Source organism: Oceanisphaera sp. IT1-181 (assembly GCF_033807535.1).
In the GTDB taxonomy this organism is placed as follows: domain Bacteria; phylum Pseudomonadota; class Gammaproteobacteria; order Enterobacterales; family Aeromonadaceae; genus Oceanimonas.
Window position 1 is genome coordinate 2,029,378 of the sequence record NZ_CP136856.1, and the last position, 26,008, is coordinate 2,055,385.

Annotated in this window: 25 protein-coding genes and 1 riboswitch; of the genes, 8 read left to right on the forward strand and 17 right to left on the reverse strand. The window is 50.4% G+C overall.

Translation table 11 applies throughout. The features are described 5' to 3' along the window. Positions 1 to 63: 63 nt before the first annotated feature. The 4 genes from clpP to R0134_RS09070 all read right to left on the reverse strand — a co-directional run bounded on the left by clpP (position 64) and on the right by R0134_RS09070 (position 5,351). Complete coding sequence (clpP, locus tag R0134_RS09055; protein ID WP_319781556.1) at positions 64 to 687, reverse strand: ATP-dependent Clp endopeptidase proteolytic subunit ClpP; 624 nt, start codon at positions 685 to 687, stop codon at positions 64 to 66. Positions 688 to 774: 87 nt separating this feature from the next. Beyond that, positions 775 to 2,079, reverse strand: a complete 1,305-nt coding sequence (tig, locus tag R0134_RS09060; RefSeq protein WP_319781558.1) for a trigger factor — start codon at positions 2,077 to 2,079, stop codon at positions 775 to 777. Between the two features lie 332 nt (positions 2,080 to 2,411). Further along, the gene (locus R0134_RS09065; RefSeq protein WP_319781560.1) at positions 2,412 to 4,109 is read right to left on the reverse strand and encodes an NAD-dependent malic enzyme; all 1,698 of its coding nucleotides are present in this window, start codon (positions 4,107 to 4,109) and stop codon (positions 2,412 to 2,414) included. A gap of 135 nt (positions 4,110 to 4,244) precedes the next feature. Further along, positions 4,245 to 5,351: a GGDEF domain-containing protein gene (locus tag R0134_RS09070; RefSeq protein WP_319781561.1), complete on the reverse strand. Its 1,107-nt coding sequence runs from the start codon at positions 5,349 to 5,351 to the stop codon at positions 4,245 to 4,247. A gap of 306 nt (positions 5,352 to 5,657) precedes the next feature. Between R0134_RS09070 and R0134_RS09075 the strand changes: the two genes are divergently transcribed. Genes R0134_RS09075 through R0134_RS09085 form a run of 3 tightly spaced genes read left to right on the forward strand, consistent with a single transcriptional unit; the run spans position 5,658 to position 6,998 of the window. Further along, complete coding sequence (locus R0134_RS09075) at positions 5,658 to 6,008, forward strand: ArsC family reductase (RefSeq protein ID WP_319781562.1); 351 nt, start codon at positions 5,658 to 5,660, stop codon at positions 6,006 to 6,008. Between the two features lie 33 nt (positions 6,009 to 6,041). Next, positions 6,042 to 6,758 carry a M15 family metallopeptidase gene (locus R0134_RS09080; protein WP_319781563.1) on the forward strand — a complete coding sequence of 239 codons (717 nt, stop codon included), beginning with the start codon at positions 6,042 to 6,044 and terminating at the stop codon, positions 6,756 to 6,758. A 3-nt stretch (positions 6,759 to 6,761) separates the two neighbouring features. Beyond that, a complete protein-coding gene (locus tag R0134_RS09085; protein WP_319781564.1) occupies positions 6,762 to 6,998 on the forward strand; it encodes a hypothetical protein in 237 nt (78 codons plus the stop codon). A gap of 207 nt (positions 6,999 to 7,205) precedes the next feature. On the opposite strand, the gene ald is transcribed toward R0134_RS09085, so the two are convergent. Beyond that, positions 7,206 to 8,327 (reverse strand): alanine dehydrogenase, encoded by a 1,122-nt coding sequence (gene ald, locus R0134_RS09090; protein WP_319781565.1) that lies wholly within the window; start codon positions 8,325 to 8,327, stop codon positions 7,206 to 7,208. A 301-nt stretch (positions 8,328 to 8,628) separates the two neighbouring features. Here ald and R0134_RS09095 point away from each other — a divergent pair, with 301 nt between their 5' ends. Continuing rightward, positions 8,629 to 8,889, forward strand: coding sequence for a DUF1289 domain-containing protein (locus R0134_RS09095; RefSeq protein WP_319781566.1), 261 nt, complete (start codon positions 8,629 to 8,631; stop codon positions 8,887 to 8,889). A gap of 239 nt (positions 8,890 to 9,128) precedes the next feature. On the opposite strand, the gene R0134_RS09100 is transcribed toward R0134_RS09095, so the two are convergent. The 10 genes from R0134_RS09100 to R0134_RS09145 form a co-directional block, all read right to left on the reverse strand. Then, positions 9,129 to 9,995, reverse strand: a complete 867-nt coding sequence (locus tag R0134_RS09100) for an alpha/beta hydrolase (protein WP_319781567.1) — start codon at positions 9,993 to 9,995, stop codon at positions 9,129 to 9,131. A 2-nt stretch (positions 9,996 to 9,997) separates the two neighbouring features. Further along, entirely contained in the window at positions 9,998 to 10,810 is an 813-nt protein-coding gene (locus R0134_RS09105) for a MetQ/NlpA family ABC transporter substrate-binding protein (protein WP_319781568.1), read from the reverse strand. A gap of 153 nt (positions 10,811 to 10,963) precedes the next feature. Continuing rightward, positions 10,964 to 11,437: a molybdopterin synthase catalytic subunit MoaE gene (gene moaE / locus R0134_RS09110; RefSeq protein WP_319781569.1), complete on the reverse strand. Its 474-nt coding sequence runs from the start codon at positions 11,435 to 11,437 to the stop codon at positions 10,964 to 10,966. 1 nt (position 11,438) lies between these two features. Then, positions 11,439 to 11,687 carry a molybdopterin synthase sulfur carrier subunit gene (gene moaD / locus R0134_RS09115; protein WP_319781570.1) on the reverse strand — a complete coding sequence of 83 codons (249 nt, stop codon included), beginning with the start codon at positions 11,685 to 11,687 and terminating at the stop codon, positions 11,439 to 11,441. Further along, positions 11,684 to 12,169: a cyclic pyranopterin monophosphate synthase MoaC gene (gene moaC / locus R0134_RS09120; protein WP_319781572.1), complete on the reverse strand. Its 486-nt coding sequence runs from the start codon at positions 12,167 to 12,169 to the stop codon at positions 11,684 to 11,686. The genes moaD and moaC overlap by 4 nt, the downstream gene beginning before the upstream one ends. Positions 12,170 to 12,173: 4 nt before the next feature. Next, the gene (gene moaB / locus R0134_RS09125) at positions 12,174 to 12,692 is read right to left on the reverse strand and encodes a molybdenum cofactor biosynthesis protein B (RefSeq protein ID WP_319781573.1); all 519 of its coding nucleotides are present in this window, start codon (positions 12,690 to 12,692) and stop codon (positions 12,174 to 12,176) included. A gap of 503 nt (positions 12,693 to 13,195) precedes the next feature. Further along, positions 13,196 to 14,176, reverse strand: coding sequence for a GTP 3',8-cyclase MoaA (gene moaA, locus R0134_RS09130; protein ID WP_319781574.1), 981 nt, complete (start codon positions 14,174 to 14,176; stop codon positions 13,196 to 13,198). After that, positions 14,165 to 14,313, reverse strand: a riboswitch (molybdenum cofactor riboswitch). (Overlaps the previous gene by 12 nt.) Before the next feature lie 387 nt (positions 14,314 to 14,700). Beyond that, entirely contained in the window at positions 14,701 to 15,078 is a 378-nt protein-coding gene (locus tag R0134_RS09135) for an Hpt domain-containing protein (RefSeq protein WP_319781575.1), read from the reverse strand. Further along, the gene (locus R0134_RS09140) at positions 15,071 to 16,453 is read right to left on the reverse strand and encodes a sigma-54 dependent transcriptional regulator (protein WP_319781576.1); all 1,383 of its coding nucleotides are present in this window, start codon (positions 16,451 to 16,453) and stop codon (positions 15,071 to 15,073) included. Before R0134_RS09140 ends, R0134_RS09135 begins: the two co-directional genes overlap by 8 nt. 360 nt (positions 16,454 to 16,813) lie before the next feature. Continuing rightward, a complete protein-coding gene (locus R0134_RS09145) occupies positions 16,814 to 17,587 on the reverse strand; it encodes a Nif3-like dinuclear metal center hexameric protein (protein WP_319781577.1) in 774 nt (257 codons plus the stop codon). A 104-nt stretch (positions 17,588 to 17,691) separates the two neighbouring features. Here R0134_RS09145 and R0134_RS09150 point away from each other — a divergent pair, with 104 nt between their 5' ends. The 4 genes from R0134_RS09150 to R0134_RS09165 all read left to right on the forward strand — a co-directional run bounded on the left by R0134_RS09150 (position 17,692) and on the right by R0134_RS09165 (position 22,072). Continuing rightward, positions 17,692 to 18,492 carry a DUF1853 family protein gene (locus R0134_RS09150; RefSeq protein ID WP_319781579.1) on the forward strand — a complete coding sequence of 267 codons (801 nt, stop codon included), beginning with the start codon at positions 17,692 to 17,694 and terminating at the stop codon, positions 18,490 to 18,492. Positions 18,493 to 18,737: 245 nt separating this feature from the next. After that, complete coding sequence (locus tag R0134_RS09155) at positions 18,738 to 20,291, forward strand: PAS domain-containing methyl-accepting chemotaxis protein (RefSeq protein WP_319781581.1); 1,554 nt, start codon at positions 18,738 to 18,740, stop codon at positions 20,289 to 20,291. A gap of 10 nt (positions 20,292 to 20,301) precedes the next feature. Next, on the forward strand, positions 20,302 to 20,664 hold the full coding sequence (locus tag R0134_RS09160; RefSeq protein WP_319781582.1) for an MGMT family protein: 363 nt from the start codon (positions 20,302 to 20,304) through the stop codon (positions 20,662 to 20,664). Between the two features lie 415 nt (positions 20,665 to 21,079). Further along, positions 21,080 to 22,072, forward strand: coding sequence for an IS110 family transposase (locus R0134_RS09165; protein ID WP_319781583.1), 993 nt, complete (start codon positions 21,080 to 21,082; stop codon positions 22,070 to 22,072). A gap of 36 nt (positions 22,073 to 22,108) precedes the next feature. Here the strand turns inward: R0134_RS09165 and R0134_RS09170 are convergent, their stop codons facing one another. Together R0134_RS09170 and bamC are read right to left on the reverse strand one after the other, a co-directional pair. Next, a complete protein-coding gene (locus R0134_RS09170) occupies positions 22,109 to 24,523 on the reverse strand; it encodes a DNA polymerase II (protein WP_319781584.1) in 2,415 nt (804 codons plus the stop codon). Positions 24,524 to 24,839: 316 nt separating this feature from the next. After that, positions 24,840 to 25,832 carry an outer membrane protein assembly factor BamC gene (bamC, locus tag R0134_RS09175; protein WP_319781585.1) on the reverse strand — a complete coding sequence of 331 codons (993 nt, stop codon included), beginning with the start codon at positions 25,830 to 25,832 and terminating at the stop codon, positions 24,840 to 24,842. Positions 25,833 to 26,008: the final 176 nt, after the last annotated feature.

Sequence of the window (26,008 nt, forward strand, 5' to 3'; positions counted from 1 at the left end):
GTACAAGCTGAGGAGTGCTCACTCTCTCTTTAACAAAGTGTACAGCACCCCTCCCCGCTTTGCTTAATCGCGCTTAAACAGTACTTCGTCGACGATGCCATATTCTTTAGCTGTTTGCGCAGACATAAAGTTATCGCGGTCGGTATCGCGTTCAATAACCGACAAGTCTTGGCCCGTATGTTCGGCCAGCAGGCGGTTAAGTTTCTCTTTAATATAGAGAATTTCTTTAGCGTGAATTTGAATATCCGACGCTTGGCCCTGAAAGCCACCCAACGGCTGATGGATCATCACCCGACTATTGGGCAAGGTAAAGCGCTTACCTTTCTCACCGCCGGCTAACAGAAACGCACCCATGGACGCCGCTTGGCCCATGCACAGCGTACTCACGTTAGGCTTAACAAACTGCATGGTGTCGTAGATCGACATGCCTGCAGTCACAGAGCCACCCGGTGAGTTGATATACAAATGAATATCTTTTTCTGGGTTTTCTGATTCCAAAAATAGCAACTGGGCACAGATCAAATTGGCCATGTGATCTTCTACCGGGCCGGTCAGAAAAATAACGCGCTCTTTTAATAAGCGAGAATAGATATCGTAAGAACGCTCACCTTTGGCAGTTTGCTCAACCACCATGGGGATCAGCGCCGCCATCGGGTGGCTCATCATCGGATCATGGAAATTTGACATAAGATATTGTCCCTAAAACAAAATGGCCCAAGTGCACTTACACTAGGGCCATTATACGCAAGAGTTTAACGCCTAAGTCAATAGTTCTTAAGCGCCTTGCTTATTCATCAGTTCCTCAAAGCTTACTTGCTTGTCTGAAACTTTAGCTTGGCTTAATACCAGCTCGATGGCTTGATCTTCAATGGCTAAGTTACGCACGTTTTCCAACATTTCTTGGTTTTCGTTGTAATAAGCAATCACTTCAGACGGATCTTCGTAAGCAGAAGACATGCCAGCAATGATTTCTTGTACTTTAGCGTCGTCAGCTTTGATTTCGTTTTTCTTGATCACTTCGCCCAACAACAGACCTACACGTACGCGACGCTCAGCTTGCTCTTGGAACAGCTCTGCAGGTAACTGCGGGGCATTTTTTTGATCCAGACCACCAAAACGCTGCATGGCTTGCTTGCGCAGCGTTTCAATTTCATTGTCGATCAGTGACTGAGGCACATCTACTGGGTTTTGCTCCAGCAAACCGTTGATCACTTGCTCTTTAACAGAGGCTTTCAGTGCTTGGGACAGTTCGCGGTCCATGTTCTTACGCACTTCAGCTTTCAAGCCATCCAGTGAACCGTCGGCAATGCCAAAACGCTTCACGAATTCTTCAGTCAGCTCAGGCAGCTCTTGGGCTTCAACTTTAGTGACGACAACGGCGAATTGAGCCGGCTTGCCTTTCAAGTTTTCAGCGTGGTATTCCTCAGGGAAGTTCACTTCCAGAGTGAAGTCGTCACCGGCTTGCTTGCCCAGTAAACCTTCTTCGAAACCTGGGATCATGCGGCCAGAGCCCAATACCAGTACGAAATCTTCAGCAGCGCCACCTTCAAATTCAGCGCCGTCTACAGAACCGACGAAGTTCATGGTCACACGGTCATCATTAGCGGCGGCGCGTTCTACCACAACCCAATCTGCGTGCTGCTTTTGCAGCGTTTCAACCATCTTGTCCAGATCCGCATCTTGAACTTCGGCCTGTGGCTTTTCGATGGTGATAGCGTCTAAGCCTGTTACTTCCACTTCTGGATATACTTCGAAGGTGGCGGTAAAGGTAAAGTCTTGGCCAGTTTTGATTGGCGCAGGCTCCATGGTCGGCATGCCCGCTGGGTTCAGTTTTTCACTGATCACGGCTTCAAAAAAGTTACGCTGCATTAAATCGCCGGCTACATCGGCTTCAACTGACGCACCAAACATTTTTTGGATCACAGTCAGTGGCGCTTTACCTGGGCGGAAACCGTCAATACGACGCGTTTTAGCCAATTGACGCAGGCGGCTGTTTACTTCGCCATCTACTTTGTCGGCTGGCACGGTAATGGTCAGGCGGCGTTCCAGGCCTTGAGTCGTTTCGAGTGAAACTTGCATTCTTCTACCTCAATTTTTTACAGCGCATCGGTTGCGATGTGATTGATTTAAAACAGCCTGGGCTGCTTGCTTGAATCTTGATGAAGGCGCAACTATAAATGGCACCTTCACGGCAAATGAGACACGGCATTATAACGATGCAGACTGACAGCGTCGAGCGTATCTAAGCTAGGTTAAGTAGTATGAGGGCAAACGGTTGCTTTTCAAGGCATTCATCCCCACAAAAAGTCATTATTCGCTATTTTTTTAACAGTTATTAAAAAGGCATGCCTAAGCATGCCTTTTATTGCGACTTATCCTAAAGGATGGGCCACTCACGCCATCTCGTGTTCTTAGAAAGAAACACGACGGTATTGGCGATATTCTGGGCTCCAGAAGTTCGCTTCAATGGCCGCGTCCAGTGCTGCATCAGACACTTGTAGTGCCTGACCTTGCAACTGGGCAGTTTTAGCAACGGCTTTGGCAATTTGACGGCTCACGTCTTGGATCTCTTCCAGTGGCGGCAATAAAGCACCGTCTGGATCGGTTGCCATCGGTGAACAGGCAGCCAAGGCACGGCTGGCAGACATCAGCATGGCATCCGTCACGCGCTTAGCACCACAGGCCAACACACCTAAACCAATACCTGGGAAGATGTAAGAGTTGTTGCACTGCACGATTTGGAACAGCTTACCCTTGTATTCCACAGGCGCAAACGGGCTACCAGTGGCCACCAAGGCTTTGCCATCGGTCCAGTTGATGATGTCTTCAGGTGTGGCTTCCACGCGAGAAGTCGGGTTAGACAACGGAAACACAATCGGGCGCTCGCAATGACTGTGCATAGTCTGGATCACTTCTTTGGTGAACAGACCCGGCTGGCCAGATACACCAATTAAGATGTCCGGCTTGCCGTTTTGCATCACTTCCAATAAGGAAATGTTATCGCCGGCAGTGTTCCAGTCGCTGACACTTTCTACGGTTTGCGCTAATGGACGCTGAAAGTCCACCAGGTTTGGCATGTTGTCGGTGATCAAACCAAAACGGTCCACCATGAACACGCGCTCGCGCGCTTTTTCATCGCTTAAGCCTTCGGCTTTCATTTGCGCGACAATTTGCTCGGCAATACCACAACCTGCTGAGCCTGAGCCTAAGAAGGCCACTTTTTTCTCAGACAACTTGCTACCACTGGCCAGACACGCAGCAATCAGTGAGCCCAAGGTAACAGAAGCCGTTCCTTGAATATCATCGTTAAAGCAGCACAGCTCATCTTTATAACGATTGAGCAGCGGCATGGCGTTTTTCTGTGCGAAGTCTTCGAACTGCAACAACACATTGGGCCAGCGACGCTTTACTGCCTGAATAAAGGCGTCGACAAATTCTTCGTACTCTTCGCCCGTTACGCGCGGATTGCGCCAGCCCATATACATAGGATCATTCAGCAGCTGCTGGTTGTTGGTACCGGCGTCCAGTACTACAGGCAGCGTGTAGGCAGGAGAAATACCACCACAGGCCGTGTACAAAGATAACTTACCAATCGGAATGCCCATGCCGCCAATGCCTTGGTCGCCCAAGCCCAAAATGCGCTCGCCATCGGTCACCACTATCACTTTTACGTTACGCTTAGTGGCGTTTTGTAAAATATCATCAATGCGATCACGATCAGGATAAGAGATAAATAATCCGCGGGCACGACGATAGATATTAGAGAACTCTTCACAAGCCTGACCTACGGTCGGCGTGTAAATAGTGGGCATCATTACGCTGATGTGTTCGCGTACCAAACGGTAGAATAAGGTTTCGTTGGTGTCTTGAATATTACGCAGGTAAATGTGCTTATCGAGGTCGCTTTGAAAGGCCGTGAACTGCTGGTAAGCACGGGCCACTTGCTCTTCAATGGTTTCGATATTATGCGGCAACAGACCATCAAGGTTGAACGCGATGCGCTCATCCTTAGAAAAAGCGCCACCTTTGTTCAACAATGGCGTTTCTAATAAGGCAGGTCCGGCAAAAGGTACATAGAGGGCACGTTTTTCATGATGCTCTTTGGGCATAAGACATCTCGCTTAAGTTATAGTCCGCAGGGGAGTTATGATTTGAATAGTTGGGGGCTCGCGCCCAGTATAAGCCAAGCACACCTAGCAAACCACACCTTGAGTCGCTTATCCTTGGCTTATCCGTGCCTTATTCTAAAGTTCAGCTAAAATGTGCGGCAAATGTGCTACCACACAGTTACGCCCTTGGCTTTTTGCTTTATATAACGCCTCATCCGCCAATTGAATCAACTGCGTCACATCGCTATTTTTATCGCCACTCACCACGCCGCCACTCAAGGTCACCAGCACCTCGGTTTCATCCAAGGGATTTTCGATGGGCTGCGACTCCACGGCTAAACGCAGGGTTTCCGCTTGGCGAGCCCCTTGCTCGAGCGCAGTATTAGGCAATAACACCACAAACTCTTCGCCGCCGTAGCGGGCAATGAGCGCATCGGGCCCAAAAATATCGACCAAGGTGGTGGACACGCTGACCAGCACTTCATCGCCCATCAAATGCCCCTGCTCGTCATTAATGCGCTTAAATTTATCGAGATCGAATAAAATTAAGGTAAAGCTCTGGCCGGCTTTATTCTCTTGGCGCACCGCATTTAATTGCTGCATAAATAACCGTCGGTTCATCAGCCGCGTTAAGGGATCTCGAGTCGACTCGCGATATAAGTCGAGCAACATCCGCAACTGGCCGCTTTGTACCCACAGCATGGCCAAGCTAAAACACAACAGCAGCCAGACTCTGTCTATCAGCTGGCCGTTATCCAAAGTATGAGAGTCGAGCCAGTAGTCGGTGCCCAATACCGCCGCCAAAATAAACACCACCACCCGCAAGCCCGAGCGAATCGGCAGCGGCAATACTGCAAGTAATGCCAATAAAAAATACGGGAAGGCGACGTAACCTGCGGGAATAGTAGCCACATCGCGAAAGCTCCATAAGCTCACGGCGTTAAAGAACAGCAAAATGCTCAGTAGCGCAAACAGCGACAGCACCATCCAACGTCGATTGAGTTTGCACAAATAACTGAGCGGCAATAAGGGCGTGAGCATGGCACCTGTGATCAGGCGCACCTTCCACAACAGCTTAAAATGCGCAGCATCCAACACCCACCAGTCCACAGCAACCCAACCGGCGATCCCCATAATCAGTAAGGTGACCAGCCAGCGAAAACGCACCGCCACAAATCCAATCCGGATGAGTCTAAAATCCCGAGAGTGATAATGATCACTCCAGTATTCTTTCAGTTCCAACCCATTCCCCTTTTTTAAGTTGCAAGATGGTGAATGCCTTTCACCCACAGCCATGCTGCGCCGATATAATTGGCTTCAAAAAGCAAGTGCGACACGGCTTTAGCTGTGAAGCGGCTCAAATCATACCAAAAACGCTAACATTAGCTAAAACCTCTGTAGCCCGTCAGTGTATAATGCTGATGCTCAAAAATCATTGAGTTAGCAGTGTTATTATTCTTTTGCACGCGCTTGTTTGCCGCCGTCGTCGCCCATAACCGTCTGCTTCGTTTATTTATTCGCCCTTTTTAACCGCATCAGGAGTGTACTTTGACCATCAAGCTCTATGGTATTAAAAATTGTGACACCATCAAAAAAGCCCGTAAATGGTTAGCTGAACGCGAGATTTCCTACCAATTTATTGATCACCGCATTGATGGTTTAGACCCAGCACAGCTTAAAGCGTGGCTCGCCCAATTGGGCTGGGAAGCAGTACTCAATAAAAGAGGCACCACTTATCGCGCCTTAACCGAACAGCAAAAAACGGACTTAAATTCCGAGACCGCCTTCGAGTTGCTGCTCGCTCAGCCGGCCATGATCAAGCGCCCGCTGTTGCAGGTAAACGACCAGCTTTATCTGGGGTTTAATGACACCTTATACAGTGAGCTGTTTTCGCAGTAAATGCGCCAACCTAACCGAGGAGCCTTGCCTGATATGGAAGCCAATAGCCTGCTGGGCTTAAACGACGACCATGTGGTGGCGTTAAACGAACCCGGCCATAGGTTGCACCCTGACGCCAAAGTCGCCTTTATGGCCATGCAAGCGGCAGCGGCACGGGCGGGCTTTAATTTGCAGCCCGCTTCTAGCTATCGCAACTTTAATAGGCAACTCGCCATTTGGAATGCGAAATATGAAGGCCTTCGCCCAGTATTAGACGCCAGCAGCCAGCCGCTCGACACTTTAAGCTTAACGCCCAGCCAACGTATTGACGCCATCTTGCATTGGAGCGCCCTGCCCGGCACCAGCCGCCACCATTGGGGCAGTGATGTGGATGTGTACGATCCTACTTTATTGCCCGCCAGTACCAAGCTGGCACTTGAACCTTGGGAATATGAAGCGGACGGTTATTTTTATCCGCTCAGCCTGTGGTTAAACGCGAATATGGCGCGCTTTGGCTTTTATCTGCCTTTTGCCAACGCCAACGGCGGCGTGGCCATCGAGCCTTGGCATTTGAGTTATCGCCCCGTGGCCGAGATGTGTGCCGGCCAGCTAACACCTGCGCTCGTTGCTGAGGCGCTCAGTGGTCAGCAAATTAACGGAAAAGCGCATATCCTTAAGCAACTGGACGAGATTTTTACGCGTTTTATTAGCCACGCTACTATTGATCATCCTATTATTCCCTACACTAATATTGCCGCTACCAAGGAGTAACGTATGAGTACTTGGCTATGGATTGCACTGCCGCTGTTGTTTATTGTTGGGCTGTTTGTGAGTGCGCTTAAAGACACCAAGCGGGTTGAACGCGTGGTGAAGAAAAACCGCGATAAAATGCAGTTAAAAGATTGGGATCAAGAAGAGAAAAAAGACAAAGCCAAAGAAGAAAACTGGGGAGTACCGCCCGCTCCTCCTGGTGAGTATCACCCAGAAGACGATCAAGATAAAAAGCAGTAACAGCGCCGAGCTAACAACAAACACCGTCTTGGGTAGAAGCCGCTTTAGCCGGCTGGTTTTGTGCAGCAAAACGTGGAATTTGTACATCAGTTCCGGCGTTGCAGGATTTAACAGTTAAAGCTGCTACAAGGGCAGTTGGGATTTGCCGACCAGCGCAGCAATGGCCTTTAAAAATGCCGCGCTGTGCGTCTATATTTAATGCCCTTTTTATACCGCCGCCAACACCTGCTGCAATGGCGTATGGCTTAAACCATGCGCTTCGGCAACCGCAGGGCAAATAACTAGGCCTTCATGCACATTCAGCCCTTGAGCCAAATGCGCATCTTGACGTAACGCTGCTTGCCAACCCAAGTTAGCCAAAGCCTTAACGTAAGGCAGGGTGGCATTGGTCAGCGCAAACGTAGACGTATAAGCCACGGCGCCTGGCATATTAGCCACACAATAATGCACCACGCCGTCCACTTCATAGGTGGGGTCTTGATGAGTGGTCACGCGGCTGGTTTCAAAACAGCCACCTTGATCGATCGCCACATCCACCATGACCGCGCCTTTAGGCATTAATGCCAGCATCTGCTTGGTCACTAACTTTGGCGCGGCAGCACCGGGGATCAACACAGCGCCAATCACCAGCTCGCTGCGTGATAACTCACGTTCTATGTTATCCACGGTCGAATACAAGGTTTTAAGATTGGGCCCATAGAGGGCATCCAGCTCTTTTAAACGCGTAAGCGAAGAGTCCACTAAGGTCACATCTGCACCTAAACCCATGGCCATGCGCGCCGCGTTCACGCCCACTACACCACCGCCCAACACTAATACCCGTGCCGGTGATACACCGGGTACGCCACCGAGCAAGACACCGCGCCCGCCTTGGGCTTTTTCCAGACAATGCGCACCTGCTTGAATGGCCATGCGCCCCGCCACTTCGCTCATCGGCGCCAATAAAGGCAAACCGCCCTTATGGTCGGTGACAGTTTCATAGGCAATGGCCGTGCAACCTGAGGCCAGTAAGCTCTGGGTTTGCGCTAAATCAGGCGCCAAGTGTAGGTAAGTAAACAATACCTGTCCGGCTCTCAGTTGTTGGCATTCGTGAGGCTGGGGCTCTTTAACCTTGATGATCAAATCGCATCTGGCGTAAATATCACGGGCATCCGCCACCAGCTCGGCCCCGGCAGTGGCATACTCTGCATCCGCCAAGCCAATGCCAGCACCGGCACCGCACTCCACCAAGACCTGATGGCCATCGAGCACCAACTCTTTTACGCCACCGGGTGTTAGCCCTACCCGATATTCATGATTTTTAATTTCTCTTGGAACCCCGATGAACATCTTTGCCTCTGTGAGCATATCTGAATGACGCCATTATAGCGCAGCGCAAGCACAAAGCAGCTGCCTTAATACGGCTGGACTCGTTTGACACCCTTCTGCTTGGCTTGGCTAATGGCTGGAATAGTTTTCAAGATGGCACAGCTCAGAGAGGGTTGCGCCATAAGGTTATGTTTCAGTGAGGGGTAATGTGGTGTGCCCTTGTGATAAAGCTCAAGAGTATGGCGGCTTAGCATTGCTGACACGGCTGAAATATGCTCAATTTAGCTTATGATTTATTTAACTGGCGCAGGGAGGGAGCGATATGGAACAACTGGAGTTCTTTGACGTCCCTAGCCCCTGTATTAGTGTGTGTCAGGTGAATAATAGAGGCTATTGCAAAGGCTGCTTTCGCAGCCGAGATGAGCGCTTTAATTGGCTAAAATTTAGTGCGGGCCAAAAGCGTGAAGTGATCCGCTTATGCCAAGACCGCAAACGACGCGTGCTGGCGGCGGCCCGTAAAAAACAGCTTGAGCTGGCGTTTGACGACGAACAAACTCCACCACAAGATTCACTGCCGCTTTAAGCCTGCTGTTTATCCCATCTTTTGTAACGTTTTTGTTGTGTGGCCCTGTTGTAGGTTAAGGGTATTAGCCACGGATTTTGTTGGTTTTCCCTTGTAGGAGCCAATTTATTCGGCTCAGTTTGCTTTGGTTTTAAATCCGCCAGCTACGCTGGCCCGGCGAGGTCCTCTTTATCAAAGAGACGGCCGGCTACAGGTACACAAAAGTGCCGGTTACAAGTGATCTGTTCTTCGCCCTTCATTCAACATTGGTTTTCCAACCCTAGCCGCTCGCGCATTAACTCACTAATAAACTTGGCGGGCTCGGCTTCTAAATGCAGATGATGACTGCCCTTTAACGTGTGCAAGGTTAAATCAGGCACCTGCTCTAACATGGGTTGAATGAGCACCAGCTCTTCGCCGCGCTCGGCCATCACCAACAATACCGGCATGCTCAGTTGCTGCACAAAGGCCTGTAATTGCGACTCACACATACGCAGTAACGACGGCTGCGTTAGCGCCATATCAGAACGCCACACCCAGCCCTGATCCGTTTGTTGTAAACCGCGCTCCAATAATGCGATGGCGGCACTTTCACTCACCGGCCAACGGCTGTTCACCCGTGCCGCCACCGCTTGCTCAAAGCTGGCATAAGGCTTAAGACGGCGCGAACTTAAGCGCGCACCGCGACGCACGGCTTTGGCCATTAATTGCGGCAATTCTTCAACGGGATAGGTTAAGGGCACTAAACCATCAATTAAAAACAGCTGACTAATGCGCTCAGGAAAGGCACCGGCTAACAGGGTCGCCACGCCGGCACCCAATGAATGACCGAGCAAGGCCACTTGTTTAAGCTTTAGCTCATCGAGCAGCGCATACACATCTGCCACATGATCCCAGCTGCAATAACTCTGGCCGCCGCTCAAGTGATCGGAAAACCCGTGCCCCGCAAAGTCTAACGCTATGATGCGCAGTTCAGGTAAATTCTCAGCAAGCAAGCTAAAGCTGGCCGCATTATCCAGCCAACCGTGTAATGCCACTACTGGCACGCCATCCGCTGGCCCCCACTCCATCACCGCTAACTGGCGGCCATGATGGGTAAACTGCCAATTTTTATAACGAACAGTCACGGCTAAGGTTTCCAAGATTCAGGGTATTTATAGCCCTCGAAGCGCTTAACTGCGTAGTCTTTAAAGGCCGTGGAGTTATAGGCGTCAATGACGTCTTGTACAAAGGGCGCGTCTTGATCGGCGCTGCGCACCACTACCCAGTTAATAAAGTCATAACTACGTTCTAAAAACAGGCCGTCGGTAAAGGCAATGCCGCTTGAGGCGGCATAGTTACCATTGATCACCGCAAAATCCACGTCGGCACGGGCACGCGGCAGCTGTGCCGCTTCCAACATCAGCAACTTAATGCCTTTATTGTTTTCGGCAATATCAAACTCACTGGCCTTTAACGGGTCGATATCAGCTTTTAAGGTGATCCAGCCTAAATCTGCCAGCATCAACAGCGCGCGGGCCTGATTACTGGGGTCGTTGGGAATAGCCACAGTACTGCCAGTTTTTACTTTATCAAGCATATGTAGCTTTCCAGCGTACACACCCATGGGCCCGGTGGGCACCTGAGTAATAGGACTTAATTCCAGCTGGCGGTCTTTAATAAAGCTCTCAAGGTAAGGTTGGTGCTGAAAGCAGTTCACATCAATGGAGCCTTCGGACAAGGCAATATTGGGCATCACATAATCGGTAAATTCCACCAGCTTCACTTTATAACCTTGCTGCTCTAAATAAGGCTTTACCGACTCGGTGACCATATCGGCAAAATCGCCCACTGTAGTGCCAATCACAATTTCTTTTTTATCCGTATCAATCGCCAGCACAGATCCAGAAAATGCCGCCAAGGCGAACGCCAATAGCGAACCACGAAATAGAGATGAAGACATGATGATTCCTTAAAATAGAGAAAGCAGCGCCGGGCACCCAGCACCAAGTGCCTAGCTAAAAACTAAAACGAGATCCTGACGTGCAACCGGATGACGGCATAAAGATAAGCACCCGTTTTTGTTTAGCTTGGTGCTTAGCGCTCCGCGCTATCGTTAATCCCAGTTGCTTGCGGCTTGGGTGTCGCTGTCTTTGGCTTCAACCCAAACGGCACCTTGGGTGGTTTGTTCTTTTTTCCAAAATGGCGCTTGGGTTTTTAAGTAATCCATCATGAACTGGCAAGCAGCGAAGGCGGCGTCCCTGTGTTGGCTGGCCACGCCGACAAACACAATTTGATCGCCCAGCGCTAACGCTCCTACGCGGTGGATAACTTTGCAGCCTAATAATGGCCAGCGCGCTTGGGCTTGTTCAACAATACCGTGCAGTGCTTTTTCAGTCATGCCCGGATAATGCTCCAGCGTCAATCCACTCACCAGCGCGCCGTCGTTCATCTCACGCACCTTACCGACAAAGGTCACTACGGCACCGGTTTGATGCGACTCACTTAAGGCGGCGTATTCCGCGGCCATATCAAAGTCAGCTGTTTGCACCTGAACTTGAGTTTGCACCTGAACTTGAGTCTGGCTCATATTAGCCCCCAGTCACCGGCGGGAAAAAGGCGACTTCGTCCCCGTCTTTAATGGCTGAGGTCAGCGGCACTATGGTGTGATTAACGCCCACCAACAGCTTATTCACCGCCAATGCACTGGTCCAAGGCTCACCTTGGGCCGTTAAATGTAGGCGCAGTGCTTCCACAGTCGCAAATTCATCCGCCACCGTGATGTGATCTTGGCCTAATTGCTCGCGAATTTTGGCAAAAAATAACACCCGAATACTCATGCGTTAAAATCTCCTGACTTACCGCCGCGCTTTTCTAACAAGCGAACGCCATCGATAATCATGTCTTTTTGCACCGCCTTGCACATGTCATAAATGGTCAAGGCTGCGATAGAGGCAGCGGTGAGCGCTTCCATTTCTACGCCAGTTTGGCCGGCTAACTTGCAATAGCTTTGAATATGCACTCCGCCGCGTTCTGCATTAGGGGTGAGCTGCACTTCAACCTTAGACAAGGCTAAGGGATGACAGAGCGGAATAAGCTCGGCGGTTTTTTTGGCCGCCATAATGCCGGCGATGCGCGCGGTGGCAAACACATCGCCTTTATGATGCTGACCATTAACGATCAGCGCCAACGTTTCCTTTGCCATCAATACCCAAGCTTCGGCGCGGGCTTCACGCACGGTCACCGCCTTATCGCTCACGTCCACCATGTTGGCCTCGCCTGAGGCATTAATGTGCGTTAATTCGCTGATAACTTCACTCATGCGGTTACTCTACTTCAATAAGATGCTGCACAAAGTTGCAGGGTTTATGACGGGAGTCCAACTGCTCGGCTAAAATGCCAGTCCAGCCGGTACGGCAAGCACCGGTAGAGCCTGGCAGGCAAAAAATGGCGGTGCGATTGGCCAATCCCCCCAAAGCACGGCTTTGTACGGTAGAGGTGCCCAGCTCTTGATAGGTAAGGTGGCGAAACAATTCACCAAAGCCATCAATGTGGCTATCAAGTAACGGCGCTATTGCCTCAGGCGTGGTATCGCGGCCAGTAAAACCCGTGCCGCCGGTGATCAACACTACTTGTACCTCTGGACTGGCTATCCAGCCGGATACGCGCGCGCGCAGCTGATATTTATCGTCTTTGAGAATGGCTTTATCGGCCAACTGATGACCCGCTTGCGTAATGGCCTTCACCAAATACTGGCCCGAGGTATCTGTGCTTTCATCACGGGTATCCGATACGGTCAACACGGCAATCTTTAGCGGCACAAAAGCCAAGTCGGCATGACTCATTACATCCTCACTTATTTATTATTATTTATTTAAGTACAGCGCCGAGCGCACAACAGAAGGCATCAAACGGAAATATTTAAAATAATCCAGTTATGCTGGCCTTACAGCTTAAACCTTCTTTCAAGCCGTCTTCCTGGCGCAAGTCAGGATCTCGCTTTTTTCTTTAAATCTAAGAACGAGATACCGGGGCAGGCCCGGTAAGACGGCTAAGTAAATCTCTAAACTCATCCAGCTACGCTGGCCTTACAGCTTAAATCCTCTTTCAAGCCGTCTTCCTGACGCAAGTCAGGATCTCGCTTTTTTCTTTAAATCTAAGAACGAGATACCGGGGCAGGCCCGGTAAGACGGCTAAGTAAATCTCTAAACTCATCCAGCTACGCTAGCCCGCCGAAGTTTAAGTTTTGCTGTACAAAACCGGCCAGCTAAAGCGGCCTCTACCAAAGACGCTGCTTGTTGTTAGCTCGGCGCTCCGTTAGCCCTTCATTCAACATGGCTCGAAGAGCTTACCCCCCAATCGATGCTAAATTTGGCGTCATGCCGCTGTGGCCTTCGTGCAGGAAGTGGGTGGCTTTTTTATCCACTAAGGCGTCGCTCAAGCGCTGTTGTAAGCTGCCAATTTGGCTGTCGTCTGTCAGCAAATCACGTAAGTCCACGCCGTAGTCACCAAATAAGCACAGGTGTAGCTTGCCTAACGACGACACTCTTAATCGATTGCAGCTGGCACAAAAGTCTTTGCTATAAGGCATGATCAGGCCAATTTCGCCTTGATAATCCGGATGATAAAACACCTCGGCGGGCCCATCGTTAAAGGCCCTTATTTTTTGCTGCCAACCCTGTTGCAGTAGCTGTGCTTTGATCACAGCACCGCGCACGTGATGACGGTCAAACAGCTCGTCCATCTCGCCGGTTTTCATCAGTTCAATAAAGCGCAATTGAATGGGATTGTGTTTGATCCAGCCCAAAAATTGGCCTAAATCGCCGTCATTGAGGCCGCGCATCAGCACGGCGTTCACCTTCACCTGAGTAAATCCCGCCTCCACGGCCGCATCTATGCCGGCCATCACTTCATGAAAGCGGTTTTGACCGGTGATCTGGTGAAACATGCGCGGATCTAAGCTGTCCACGCTAACGTTGATGGCAGTTAGTCCTGCTTGGCGCCACTCTTTCGCAAATTTGGCCATACGATAACCGTTAGTGGTCATGGCCACTTTTTCAATACCAGGAGTATTGGCCACGGTTTCGATGATTTGGGTAAAATCTTTGCGTAATGAGGGCTCACCGCCAGTGAGGCGCACCTTGCTGGTGCCCATGGCGGCAAAAGCACGGGTAAGACGGGCAATTTCTGCCACAGTGATGAAGGATTTTCGGCCCTCCGGTTTATAACCATCGGGCAAACAATACTGACATTTAAAGTTACAGACATCCGTGATGGATAATCGCAGATACTGAAACTTGCGCGCGAACGCATCTTCTAATTTCAACATAAAACACCTTTCCAATACGGGAGGCTGGGGCATTTCTCCCCCAACCCTTACAGCACTTGGCTGAGCGGTCTGGCCACCCTATTGCCATTGTGTAACATGGCAACGTAGACAGTTCAGACTCGGAGTTTTTGAGATTGTCTTTTTTTGACACTGTTTTTTTTAAAACTACCTTTCGACACCTTTTTGCGTGAGCTAGTTTTATTTTTCTACTCTTCACCTTAAAGACAAAGTTAGCTTTAGATCAAGATAAACTTAAACCCCGCAGCAACTCTGGGATCTCCGCCACATCTGCTCACGGCTTTATTCCATAAACAACAATAAAATGCTTCGCATAATGAGGGCGTTTCGCATTGTGCAGCTGCATATTATCTCCTTACCATCACCAAAGCGAGTAAACACTGGCCTTTGCAAGTTGGCACGGATATTTCATATAAGAGGTCAGTTGTTTTTATCCCGTGCTCTCTTCAGCTTAGGCTGAAGTTCGGCCAACCTGCTTGGGTTGGCCATTTTTTTTGCCTTAATTACTAACGCGTCTCATTTAAACGTGCATCTACGTTCTGCAAAGTAGCATCCAGTGCCGCTTGCCAAGCCGCATATTGCTCCGCCACCAAATCCGCATCGCCCTGCTGGCAGCTTTGCTCTAGCTTTTCACTTAAATACTGGCAGCGTAAGGCGCCATAACTGCCGCACGCCGAGGTGAGGCTATGACACCAACGCGCGATCTGTTGAACATCTTGTGCGATAAAGGCTTGGCGGAGTGCCTCGCCTTGCGTGCGGCCATCTTCAAGAAACAAACCCAGCAAGCGCGCCACCACAGGCGCGCTCAGATCTTGCTCCATGCGGCTTAGGTGATCGTCATCCAGCAGCGGTAATTGACCTTGCAGACTATACCAATCAAGCATGGCTATTATCCCAGCCTTGTAACTTACGATAGATAGTAGAAGGACTCACTTCCAGCAGCGCTGCAGCTCGGGACACATTGCCCTGACAATGGCTAATGGCTCTTTCTATCGCCTTACGCTCCAATACGGCCAACGGCACTATGGGCGCTGGCAAGGTATCTTGGGACACCCATTCACCTGCGGTATTGTGGGCCACGGGCTGGTCTAGTGGTGCCGGTAGCATGTCCAGCTCTATCCATTCCCCTTGATGCAACACCACCGCATTGCGGATCACGTTTTGCAATTGGCGCACGTTTCCCGGCCAATGATACGCCTGCAAACGGTCTTTGGTGGCTTCAGATAAGCCCACAAACGACTTGCCCTCTTCGCGCGCGGCTTGGCGCACTAACGCTGTGGCAATGCTCAATACGTCGGCGCCCCGCTCACGCAATGGTGGCAAGTTAATGGGTATCACGTGCAGGCGATAATACAAGTCTTCACGAAACCGCCCTTGCTCCACTTCTACTAAGGGGTCACGGTTAGTGGCGCAAATAATGCGCACATCCACTTGGATCTGCTGGGAGCTGCCCACCGGCTGAATTTGCCCCGATTGCAAGAAGCGCAATAATTTACTTTGCAATTCCAAGTCCATTTCGCAAATTTCATCCATAAACAAAGTACCGCCATCGGCGCGGATCACAGCACCATCACGGTCTTGTAATGCGCCGGTAAAGGCACCTTTAATATGGCCAAACAGCTCACTTTCCATCAAATCTTTTGGAATGGCCGCGCAGTTGAGGGCAATAAAAGGGCCGTCTGGCCGACCGCTACGCTCGTGCAAGGCTTCGGCGCACACTTCCTTGCCGGTGCCACTTTCACCTGTGATAAACACAGTCGCACTGCTGGGTGCCGCATTCTCAATCAAGCGATAGACTTTTTGCATCGGCAAGCTGGCACCAATAAAACCTTGAAACGGTTCGCCTTCAATGTCGTGACGATAGCTGTCGAGCAGCTGATTGAGCTGGCGAAACTTCATGGTGTTATGCAAGGTGACTTTAAGCCGCTCAATTTCTATCGGTTTATTAATAAAGTCATGGGCGCCTAAGCGCATCGCTTCCACGGCCACATCTACCGAGCCATGAGCGGTGATCACTATGGTGGTGATATTTAATTTTTCGCGGTGCAACCATTGCAGTATGTCCATGCCCGGCATATCTGGCAGGATCAAATCCAGCAATAAAATATCCGGTGCATGCTGCTGAATATGCTCAATGGCCGCTTGGCCATTATTTACCACCGTCAGCGACAGCGGCTCATCTTGCAGATAGGCTTGGTAAAGCGCAGCCAACGACGCCGTATCCTCTACCAGTAATACATTTAGCCTTTCATCACCCATCTTAAATTCTCACCTTTTACCATTCAGTTGTTATTTTCACACACCTGAGAAAAATTGCTTGCAGCAAATTAACTCGGTGCTAACATCAATTCAACACAAATAGTGACTCGTTTGTTACCCATTTTATAACGTCCGCTACTCGTTTGTGATGTTTAGTTTAGCGCTAGGTTCAGTTTTTCTAGCTGTTTAATGTGTTCTGTTTAATGTTTTTCCTGCTTAGTTAGTTTTTCTGCTTAAGTTAGTTTTTTCCTGTAAGTGTGTTAGTAACGACAATTTTTAGCCTTGTGGCTGCTGCAAACCAGAGTACTTGTGACTCTGGTTTTTTTTGTCTGTTATACACGACTTCAACTAACCGACGCCTTAAGCCGGACTGTCGATATCGATAAATTCTACCGCTAAGCCATGTTGGCTTGCCAGCCACTCACCCAATGCCTTCACGCCATAGCGTTCAGTGGCATGATGGCCGGCGGCAAAAAAGTGTAGCCCATACTCACGCGCCACGTGCACGGTTTGTTCGGAGATTTCACCACTAATAAAGGCGTCCATGCCTTGTTCGGCGGCCAACTCTATATAACCTTGGCCGCCACCGGTGCACAGCCCTACCCGGCGGATCAACTCAGGGCCGGTGTCGCTCACTTGCACGACTCTGCTTCCAGACGCATTAAGCCCCAAGCGCTCGGTTAAGCGCGCACTCAGCTGCTGGCCGGTCAGCGGCTCGCTCAACTCACCCCACATGGGTATCGATTGTGCATTGCCCACTTCCAGTGGTCGCAGCTGGTTTATGCCCAATAGCGCGGCCAACTGGGCGTTATTACCCAGCTCAGGGGCAATATCCAGCGGTAAGTGATAGGCATAAAGGTTGATATCATGGCTGAGCAAGGCTTTCAGGCGTCGGCGTTTCATGCCGCGCACCGACTCGCTCTCTCCTTTCCAGAAATAACCGTGATGCACCAATATCGCATCGGCCTTAACGGCAATGGCGCGGTCAATCAGCGCTTGGCTGGCCGTCACCCCCGTGATCACGGTGCGGATCTCGGCTTTGCCTTCCACTTGCAGGCCATTAGGGCAATAATCCTTGATGGCGTGCACGTTTAGCAGCGTATTTAGGTGCTGCTCGAGTTCTAAATTGTTCATATTGCCCCCTGTGTGCCCAGTATGCATTGTTGTATGTCGTGCTATATAAAGTGTTATGTGCAGTGCTATTTGATAACACATTGTAAAACAAAAGGTTCCCAGAAATGAGTACTGCTTTATCTTCTTTATTAGCGCAGCTCAAAGACGCAACCGTGCGTGACTTAGCTTGGGCGCTGGCCAGCCCTAATTTATTATCTGATTCAACACTGGCCCCAGACAACATTTGGTATCAGCGGCTACTCAACGACTATCAGCCCCGCTTACTGGCGCTCGACCAGCAGCCTACAGTGCTGCATTTACACTGTGCGCCTCATCGCCGTTTGGGCCTTTATTTTGAGGCGCTGTGGCACTTCTTTTTGCTCGACAGCCCGCGCTTTCAGGTGCTGGCCCATAACTGGCAACAGGTGCTGGATGGTACCACATTGGGCGCCTTCGATTTTTTAGTTTGGGATCAACAAAGCCAAAGAGTAGAGCACTGGGAGTTAGCGGTTAAATTCTATCTGGTCAGCCAGCAAGAAAATGCCGTCGACCATGCCTTTGGCATTAACCCGCGCGACAAGCTGCGTCGTAAACATCAACATATGCTGAACTCGCAACTGATGCTGGGCAATCATCCTCACGTAGCGCCTAAACTGGCACAACAAGGTTTGGTACCCCAGCACAAACGATTGATCTTAAAAGGCCGTTTATATTATCCGCCTCATGCTCAGCATTTTATCTCTGCCAGTGGTGAGCGCGGCCAATGGGGCACAGCCCCACCCAGCGCGGCCTTTCGTGCCCAGCACAAACTGGGCTGGATGACAGGTGGCCGAGTAAGTGCAGATCGGCGGCAAAACTTTATCGACCCAGAGGGCAATTGGTATATACAAGTGGATGAAGCTTGGCTGGCCAGTACTCAGAATTAAATAGCGGTTAGATAAGATGAGAGGCAACCGGGAGCGAAATTAAGCCGTCATATTATTAGCGCTTATCCTTATTTGCCTTAATTTACCCCGCCTTGATTATTTTTAACCCAGTTTAACTGGCGAGGGCGCCGCTGAGTCACAAATAACGCCGTTTTAGTGAGATAAAACCAGTAGTTACTCAAGTTTATTATCTTAATGTCGATATAATCGATAGATATTAATGGATTAATGGCAGGCGACAATTTATGAACCGACGCAATGAACATGTAATAAATGAAGAAGTCACTTATAGCAACCAAGAACAATTGGTGTCGACCACCGACTTACGCGGTGTGATCACTTATGCCAACGAGATCTTTTGTAGAGTGGCGGGTTATTTACCTGAAGAAATTGTCGGTAAGAATCATAATATTGTACGCCACCCAGATATGCCCAAGGCGGCGTTTCACGACTTATGGCTGCATGCCAAAGCCGGTCGCCCTTGGCGCGGCGCGGTAAAAAATCGCTGTAAAGACGGCCGCTATTATTGGGTAGATGCCTATGTAACGCCCATCTATGAAAACGGTAAAATTACCGGCTATCAGTCGGTGCGTACCCAGCTCGATGACAAGACCCGAGATATTGCCAGTGGTGCCTATCGGCAATTACTCAAACAAGAGCAACAAAAGCGCAGCTCCCCCACTTGGTTAACCGCCGCTAAATCGGCGCTGCCCCTGATTGGGTTAGTGGCCTTGCTGGGCGCCATTGGCCTGAAAGGCGGCGTGACGACACTTGCGTGGAGCCTGCTCCCTATGGCTTGGATAGCGCTTTGTTATCGCAAGTCATGGTTGGGTACTCGGCAGTTTTTAAGCAGCTTAACCCAAGAGTACGACAGTATTTCGCGCTTGGTCTATTCCGGTGATGCCCCCCATGCCATCGCCGATTACCACCTTAAAATGTGGCAAGCTCGCACCCGCACTATTTTGGGCCGCGTGGACGATGCCACCGACTCTCTAAAAGGCTTGGCCAGCTCTATGTTGGCGGCCATGACAGGCGCGCGCCGTGACTTAAGCCAGCAAGACAGCGATACCCATCAAATTGCCGCGGCCATTAATGAGATGTCTGCCACCGCCAATGAGATAACGGTAAACACTCAACAAGCGGCCAATAATGCGGAAGAAGCGCAAAATCAATGCTACCTGACACAAGAGCAATTAGAGCAAACGCGAGTCAGAATTGTCGGTTTGGCCGAGGAAGCGAAACAAGCGGCAGAAGCGACGCTGGCGTTAACCGAAGAGTCGAACCGCATTGGCACCTTAATGAGTGAAATTCAGGGCATTGCCGATCAAACCAACTTGTTGGCGCTAAACGCGGCCATTGAAGCGGCGCGGGCCGGTGAGCATGGTCGCGGCTTTGCGGTGGTGGCCGAAGAAGTGCGCGCCCTGTCTACTCGTACTCACGGTGCCACCGAGCAAATTCAAACCAGTATCACTCAGATTCAGCAAACGCTGGCCAAGTGGCATGTGATGATGGACACCAATATGGCGCACAGCCAAGAGTGTGTGGCGGCGGCCGAGGCCGGTAGCAATAGCTTGAGCCGCGTGGTGAGTGAAATCGATCAGATAGTGGCCATTACGGTAGAAATTTCTTCCGCCGCTGAGCAACAGCAACAAGTGGCAGAAGAGATTAGCCATAACGTACATCACATTTCGACCACTTCTTCAGCCAACTTAAGCAAAATCACCCAGGTGGAAGACTCAAGTAAAGAGCTGCTGGATCGCTCACAAGGGCTAAACGACTTAACGCGCACTTTCTCTTAAGCGGCGATTAATGAGCACAGCACTCACCACTAGCCAAACCAAAATTCTTAAACTCTTGGCGTTGGTGCCTGAAGGTTTTGTGGTGAGCTATGGGCAGCTGGCGGACTTAGCCGGCTTGCCCGGCCGCGCTCGCTTGGTGGGCCATACGCTACGCAATCAAGACGTGAATGCCCTACCTTGGCACCGCGTCGTCGGTGCCGACGGCCGCATTAGCCTGCCCAAAGGCAGCCCCGCTTGGCTTGAACAACGACAGCGCCTGCTGGCTGAGGGCATTACCTTTAAAGGCAACGCCATTAGCGGTAATTGTGTCAACATGCGGGAATTTCAATGGCAACCCGACCTAGCCGCCATGTTGATGTTGTTTGATTTTTAAGACATGTAAGGCGTGAAGAGTGAGGCGGAAGGCGTGAGGTGAATAGTGAATAGTGAATAACAGCACCGAGCCAAAAGTAATAGCCGCACTTGTAGCCGCCAATTTATTCGGCGGTTCTGCGTAGCAGAATGGGTTTTAGTTAAAAAAACACCGTGCCGAATAAATTGGCTCCTTGTATGTTTAAGTCAGATGAATTGATAGAGTATTTAACAGTTACTGGGGAAGCCGTTGGCACCTGGAGGCAGTATTTACTGACCTCGTTTGTAGATTGGCTCCCCGCCTCATTGCAAAGCTCGAAGAGTATCAGGAAGCCGATAAGAATCGGACTTCGCATCACAAGGTTGAGGTTGCATAAAGTACGAGGTCGAGGAACCAGTGACCATTATCTAACAAACCATTGCTTAAAGGAAAGGCCATGAACGTCTTTGTGGGGATTGATATTGCAGCTAAAACATTTGACCTCGTGATGAGAAGTAATGGTCGGTCATCTAAAGTTGAGCAGTTCAAACAAACACCCCAAGGGCACGCCAAAGCAGTCAAACGACTCCTGGCTAAAACGGCTTCTCTTATCGTGATGGAAGCGACGGGAATTTACTATTTTGACTTGGCCGTCGCCTTGGTAAAAGCAGGATTACCCGTCGCCGTTATTAACCCCAAAAGCTTCCATCACTTTGCTACGCTTAAGCTGACGGGAAGCAAGACCGATGGTATCGACTCGGCCCTGTTGGCTGAGTACGGTGAGCGTATGGAGCCTCGACTCTGGACACCACCAAGCGAGAGCCACCTTGGCCTGCGGGACATCGGTAGGCAGATTAACCGCCTCACTGGTACACGCACCCAAGCGAAGAACCGGTTGCATGCGTTGCAAGCCAAACAGGCAACGATGCCGATGATAATCGAGGATGAGGAGGACGGGATTGATATGCTAAGCCGGCGTATTGACCGTCTGACGCAGGCCGCCCTCGCGTTAATTGCAGAGTCAGAAATACTTTCTCTGCATTTAAAGAATATGTCTGCTGCGAAGGGCGTAGGAAGGGCAACAGCACTCATTGTGTTGGCTGAATTATGCGTCCTACCTAAGGATTTAAAAGCGCCACAAGTTAGTCGATTTGCAGGGCTTGATGTGCGTCTCACGCAGTCAGGAACAAGTGTTAACCGACCTGCACGGCTCAGTAAAGCAGGTAATGCGTACCTTCGCTCGGCATTATATATGCCAGCGATGTGTGCAGCTCAGCACGACGTCAGGGCCAAAGCATTTTCAGAGGCGTTGGTCTCACGTGGCAAGAAAAAGATACAGGCTCAGTGCGCGATAATGAGAAAATATCTCACTGGCTTGTGGGCCTGTATGAAGACAGAAACGCCGTTTGATTCGACGTTATTGTTCAGTGAACAGCATATAAAATCTTGACGTCCAACAGAGTATCTACGAAAACATCACAGCGGCTTAAAACAACCCCAGCTGCTGGCCGATTAAGGCCTCAAAGCTTAAGCCGATAAAGGGCAAGATGGCGTCGGCGACGGGCTTGAGTTGGCGGTCTACGTAATGCTGATAGTCCAGCTGAGAGCGCACATATTCTTCTGGCTCAGGGCCATTCACCGTCATCAAGTAACGAATAATGCCTTTGTTTTGATAGCGCAGCGGCCGCCCTAGGCGGGCGTTGTGCTCATCTGCTTGGCGGGCGGCGCGTACTTGGGGTGGTTGAGACTTCACGTATTGCGCCAGCGGCCGGCGTAACCGTTTGCGATACACTAAGTCCGCATCAAACTCACCACTTAAGGTTTTCTCTAAGGTGGTGCGCACAAAATCACTGGGATCTTCATCATTAAAAACCAGCCGATATAACTCAGTTTGAAAATGCTTGGCCAGCTGCGTCCAGTCTGAACGCACGGTTTCCAGCCCTTTAAAGACCAACTCCTGCACGCCATTATGACTGCTTAAACCGGCGTAGCGTTTTTTCGATCCCTGCTCTTGGCCACGAATGGTCGGCATTAAAAATCGGGCAAAATAACATTCAAATTGCAGCTCTAATTCACTGTCTAACTGAAACTCTTCGGCCAACTTTTGCTGCCATTGTTGAGTGACCAGCTTGGCTAAGCGCTGCCCTTCTTTACGACCGCTGTGCTCATCTTGCTCACCGGTTAGCAACACAAACAAAGAGTCGGTGTCGCCATAAATCACCTCATGATGTTGATCGCTTATCCAGCGGGCACTTTGTTGCATAATTTCATGGCCACGCAAGGTGATGGACGATGCTAAACGGGTATCGTAAAAACGACAACCGCCGGAGCCCAGCACGCCGTAAAACGAATTCATTAAAATTTTAATGGCTTGGGAGCGGGGTTGGTCTTGCTCGCGTTTGGCTTGATCGCGCTCTTGCCATAAATGCTTGATGATGGCAGGTAAAAAATGATGAGTGCGTGAAAAACGCGCGCCCCTAAAACCCGGAATGGCATCCGCTTCTTGCAAGCCCAACACCAGCCCTAAGGGGTCGATATGAAAAGTGCGAATAATGGCCGGATACAGGCTTTTAAAGTCCAGCACCAACACATGGCGATATAAGCCGGGGCGTGAGTCCATTACATAACCGCCGGGACTGGCCAAGCCACCACCGGCCGGTAAATTGGGTGCCACAAAGCCTGCGCGGTGCAAGTGCGGCAAATATACCTGAGTAAAGGCCGCCACCGAGCCGCCGATGCGATCCAGTTCAAGTCCGGTTAATTGACTGCGCAGCCGTAAAAAATCCAGCAAGCGGGTATGCACAAAAATATCCCACACCAAGCGGCAGTCTTCTAAGTTATAGGCGGCCAATTTGGGCTTATTTTGAAAGAAATCTCGGGTAATGGTAGCTAAGCGATTGGCCACATCTTCGGTTTGCTTGCCCCGCCCTAACAACTGCTGTGCCACATTCTCTAGGCTAAAGCTGTCAAACTGATAACAGGCCGTTTTAAGCGCATCTATGCCGTCGATCACCACGCGCCCGGGCAGGGTAATAAAGGTTTGACCAGTAAAGCTCGACTCGCGCATAAAGGCCGGCTCGCCCCCACGGCCAAGACGTAACGTTAGGCCATGCAAGGCGGCGCGACGCAGTAATAACTTAAAATCAAACCCCACCACGTTCCAGCCAATAATAATATCCGGATCGTACTGGCTTAACGTTTGCTCCAGGGCTTTGAGCAAGGCTGCTTCATCCATGAACCACTGAATATCGGTGTCGGCAGGCTCGGGCTGCCCTATCATCAACACCCGCGCCAGCTTCTCTTCATGTAAGTCATCGCCATCACCGTACAGGCCAATAGAATACAACTCGCCTTGGCCGGAGCATTCAATGTCCAGCGACAGCACCCTAAACTGGGGCTCGTAGCTGCTGGGTTTTAAGCGCGCTTGCGTAAAGTGGCGAAAGCTTGGCGCGTTATGCTCTTCGTTGGCTTGTTTCTGGCCGGTTAGCGCTTGGCCCACTTGTTGTTGGCTAATAAAGGCCACACCACCGCGAATAAAGCGGCTTAATAAAAACCGCTCATGCAGGCGAATATCATCTTCAAACACACTGACGCCCGCCGCCCGCAGTGCATCGGCGGCGGCTCTGTGCTGGGCAATACTGGTAAAATACAGTACCGCCACCGGTGCCAGCTCTAAGGTTTGTAACCCCAGCTCAGACCATACATAGGGCAGTTGCGCTTGGTTTAAGGTGTGCTCGGCCTGCGTGCGTTGCTCAATGGGCACCATAAATAATGGCCGCTCGCCAGACAATTGCAGGCGCACCGACCCCTTGGCGGTATTTAGCCAATAGATAATTTCACTGCGGCCATGGCGGTCGCGACTGTGGCGGGTTAACAGGAAGCCCTGTTCTATGGTGGTCATGGCGCCATTATACCCTCATCGTTAACAACTATGCGTTAAAGGGTAATATTGAATGAAGAGCGAAGAATAGATCACTTGTAGCCGCCAATTTATTCGGCGGGCCAGCGTAGCTGGATGTTTTAAAAACCAAAACCGTGGCGAAGTCCTCTTCGCCGAAGAGACGGCCACACTACAAAGTTTTGCGGAGCCATATCCTGCAATGCCGCTGCGCGCCATCAGCCGGCTAAAGCGGCTTCTACAAAAGAACTCTCACATAAAAACAACACAGCCCCGATAAACGGGGCTGTGTGCAGAGTGCTGAACAATTAAGGCCGCATTAACGAATTAAGTCGGTGCGCTCAAAGGCTGGCACTAAGGTATTGCTCAGTTGGCGTAAAATATCCGCCGAGACCGGCACTTTGTTTTTATCGCTGAGCGTAATGCTGCTTTGCTCACCCAAGTCACCTAATTGTACGCGGTAGGCTTGCTCAGGAATGTTCAGGGCGGGTAGCTTTAAGTCTTCCCACTTGCCCTTTCTCATGCCATCAAACTCCACATCCACATAGCCCAGCGCTTGCTGGCGGTTGGTGAGTTCAAAGCCAAGCTTAGGTAATAAGGTCACTAAGCGTTTCCAGCTGCGATCATAACCCTCATTCACCAATAGACGACCTTGCTCAGACTGTAGCGTCAACTGGATAGGACTTCTGTCTAACAAGTCTTGCTGCTGAGTTAACTCGCGCTGGTAAGACAATGAGAAAGCGTTAAGCATGGCCGCTTCGTCTCTTTGCTTAGCGTCTGCTTTCAACTCTGATTCCACTAAGGTTACTTGCAGCGAGACCGCGCGGCGCACGTCATCGGCGTTCAGCTGCCAGTTAAAGCGCTGCTTAGGGCTGCTAATGGGATTGCCATTACTGCTCCAACCCAATGCGGTTTCAGTGGCATCAGCCTTTTTATCTTTAAAGAAAGCGGCGAGCGCTGTGTTCAGCTCTTGCTGTAAAGGCTGGTCGAGGCGCTGCTGATAAAACCACAAGCCACTGCCGCTTTCGAGTATTTGTGAGCCACGTACTAAGGGTAAGACTTGAGTAGGTGGGCGCACATCTACCGCTTTGCCGGTTACACCCGCGCTCTCAAGGGCGCTGGCTTTCGGAATGACATAGTCGGTATTAAAATCCGGCGCGACTAACCCTGCAGGTATCATCAAAGGAGCGGTTCTGAGGGTGGCATCTTCATAATCAAACCCCCGATTTGCCTGTGCACGCTTTTCGGGATTGCTGCAGCCTGCGAGTACACTCACGGCCAGCAGGCTGATTATCATCTTATTTTTGTTCAAAAGTTTATCCACGCCCTATTAACTCCGCTTTAATTAACGCTTACTTTACCGGTTAGCGCTCTGGTTTTTCTAGAGGCAACTTTTTATCGCACACTTTTTGTAGCTCATTCTTTCTAAGCCACTTTTTCTAGCCAGCTTTTGCAGTCACTTTCGTAACCAGTCTCATAGTCAAGGAT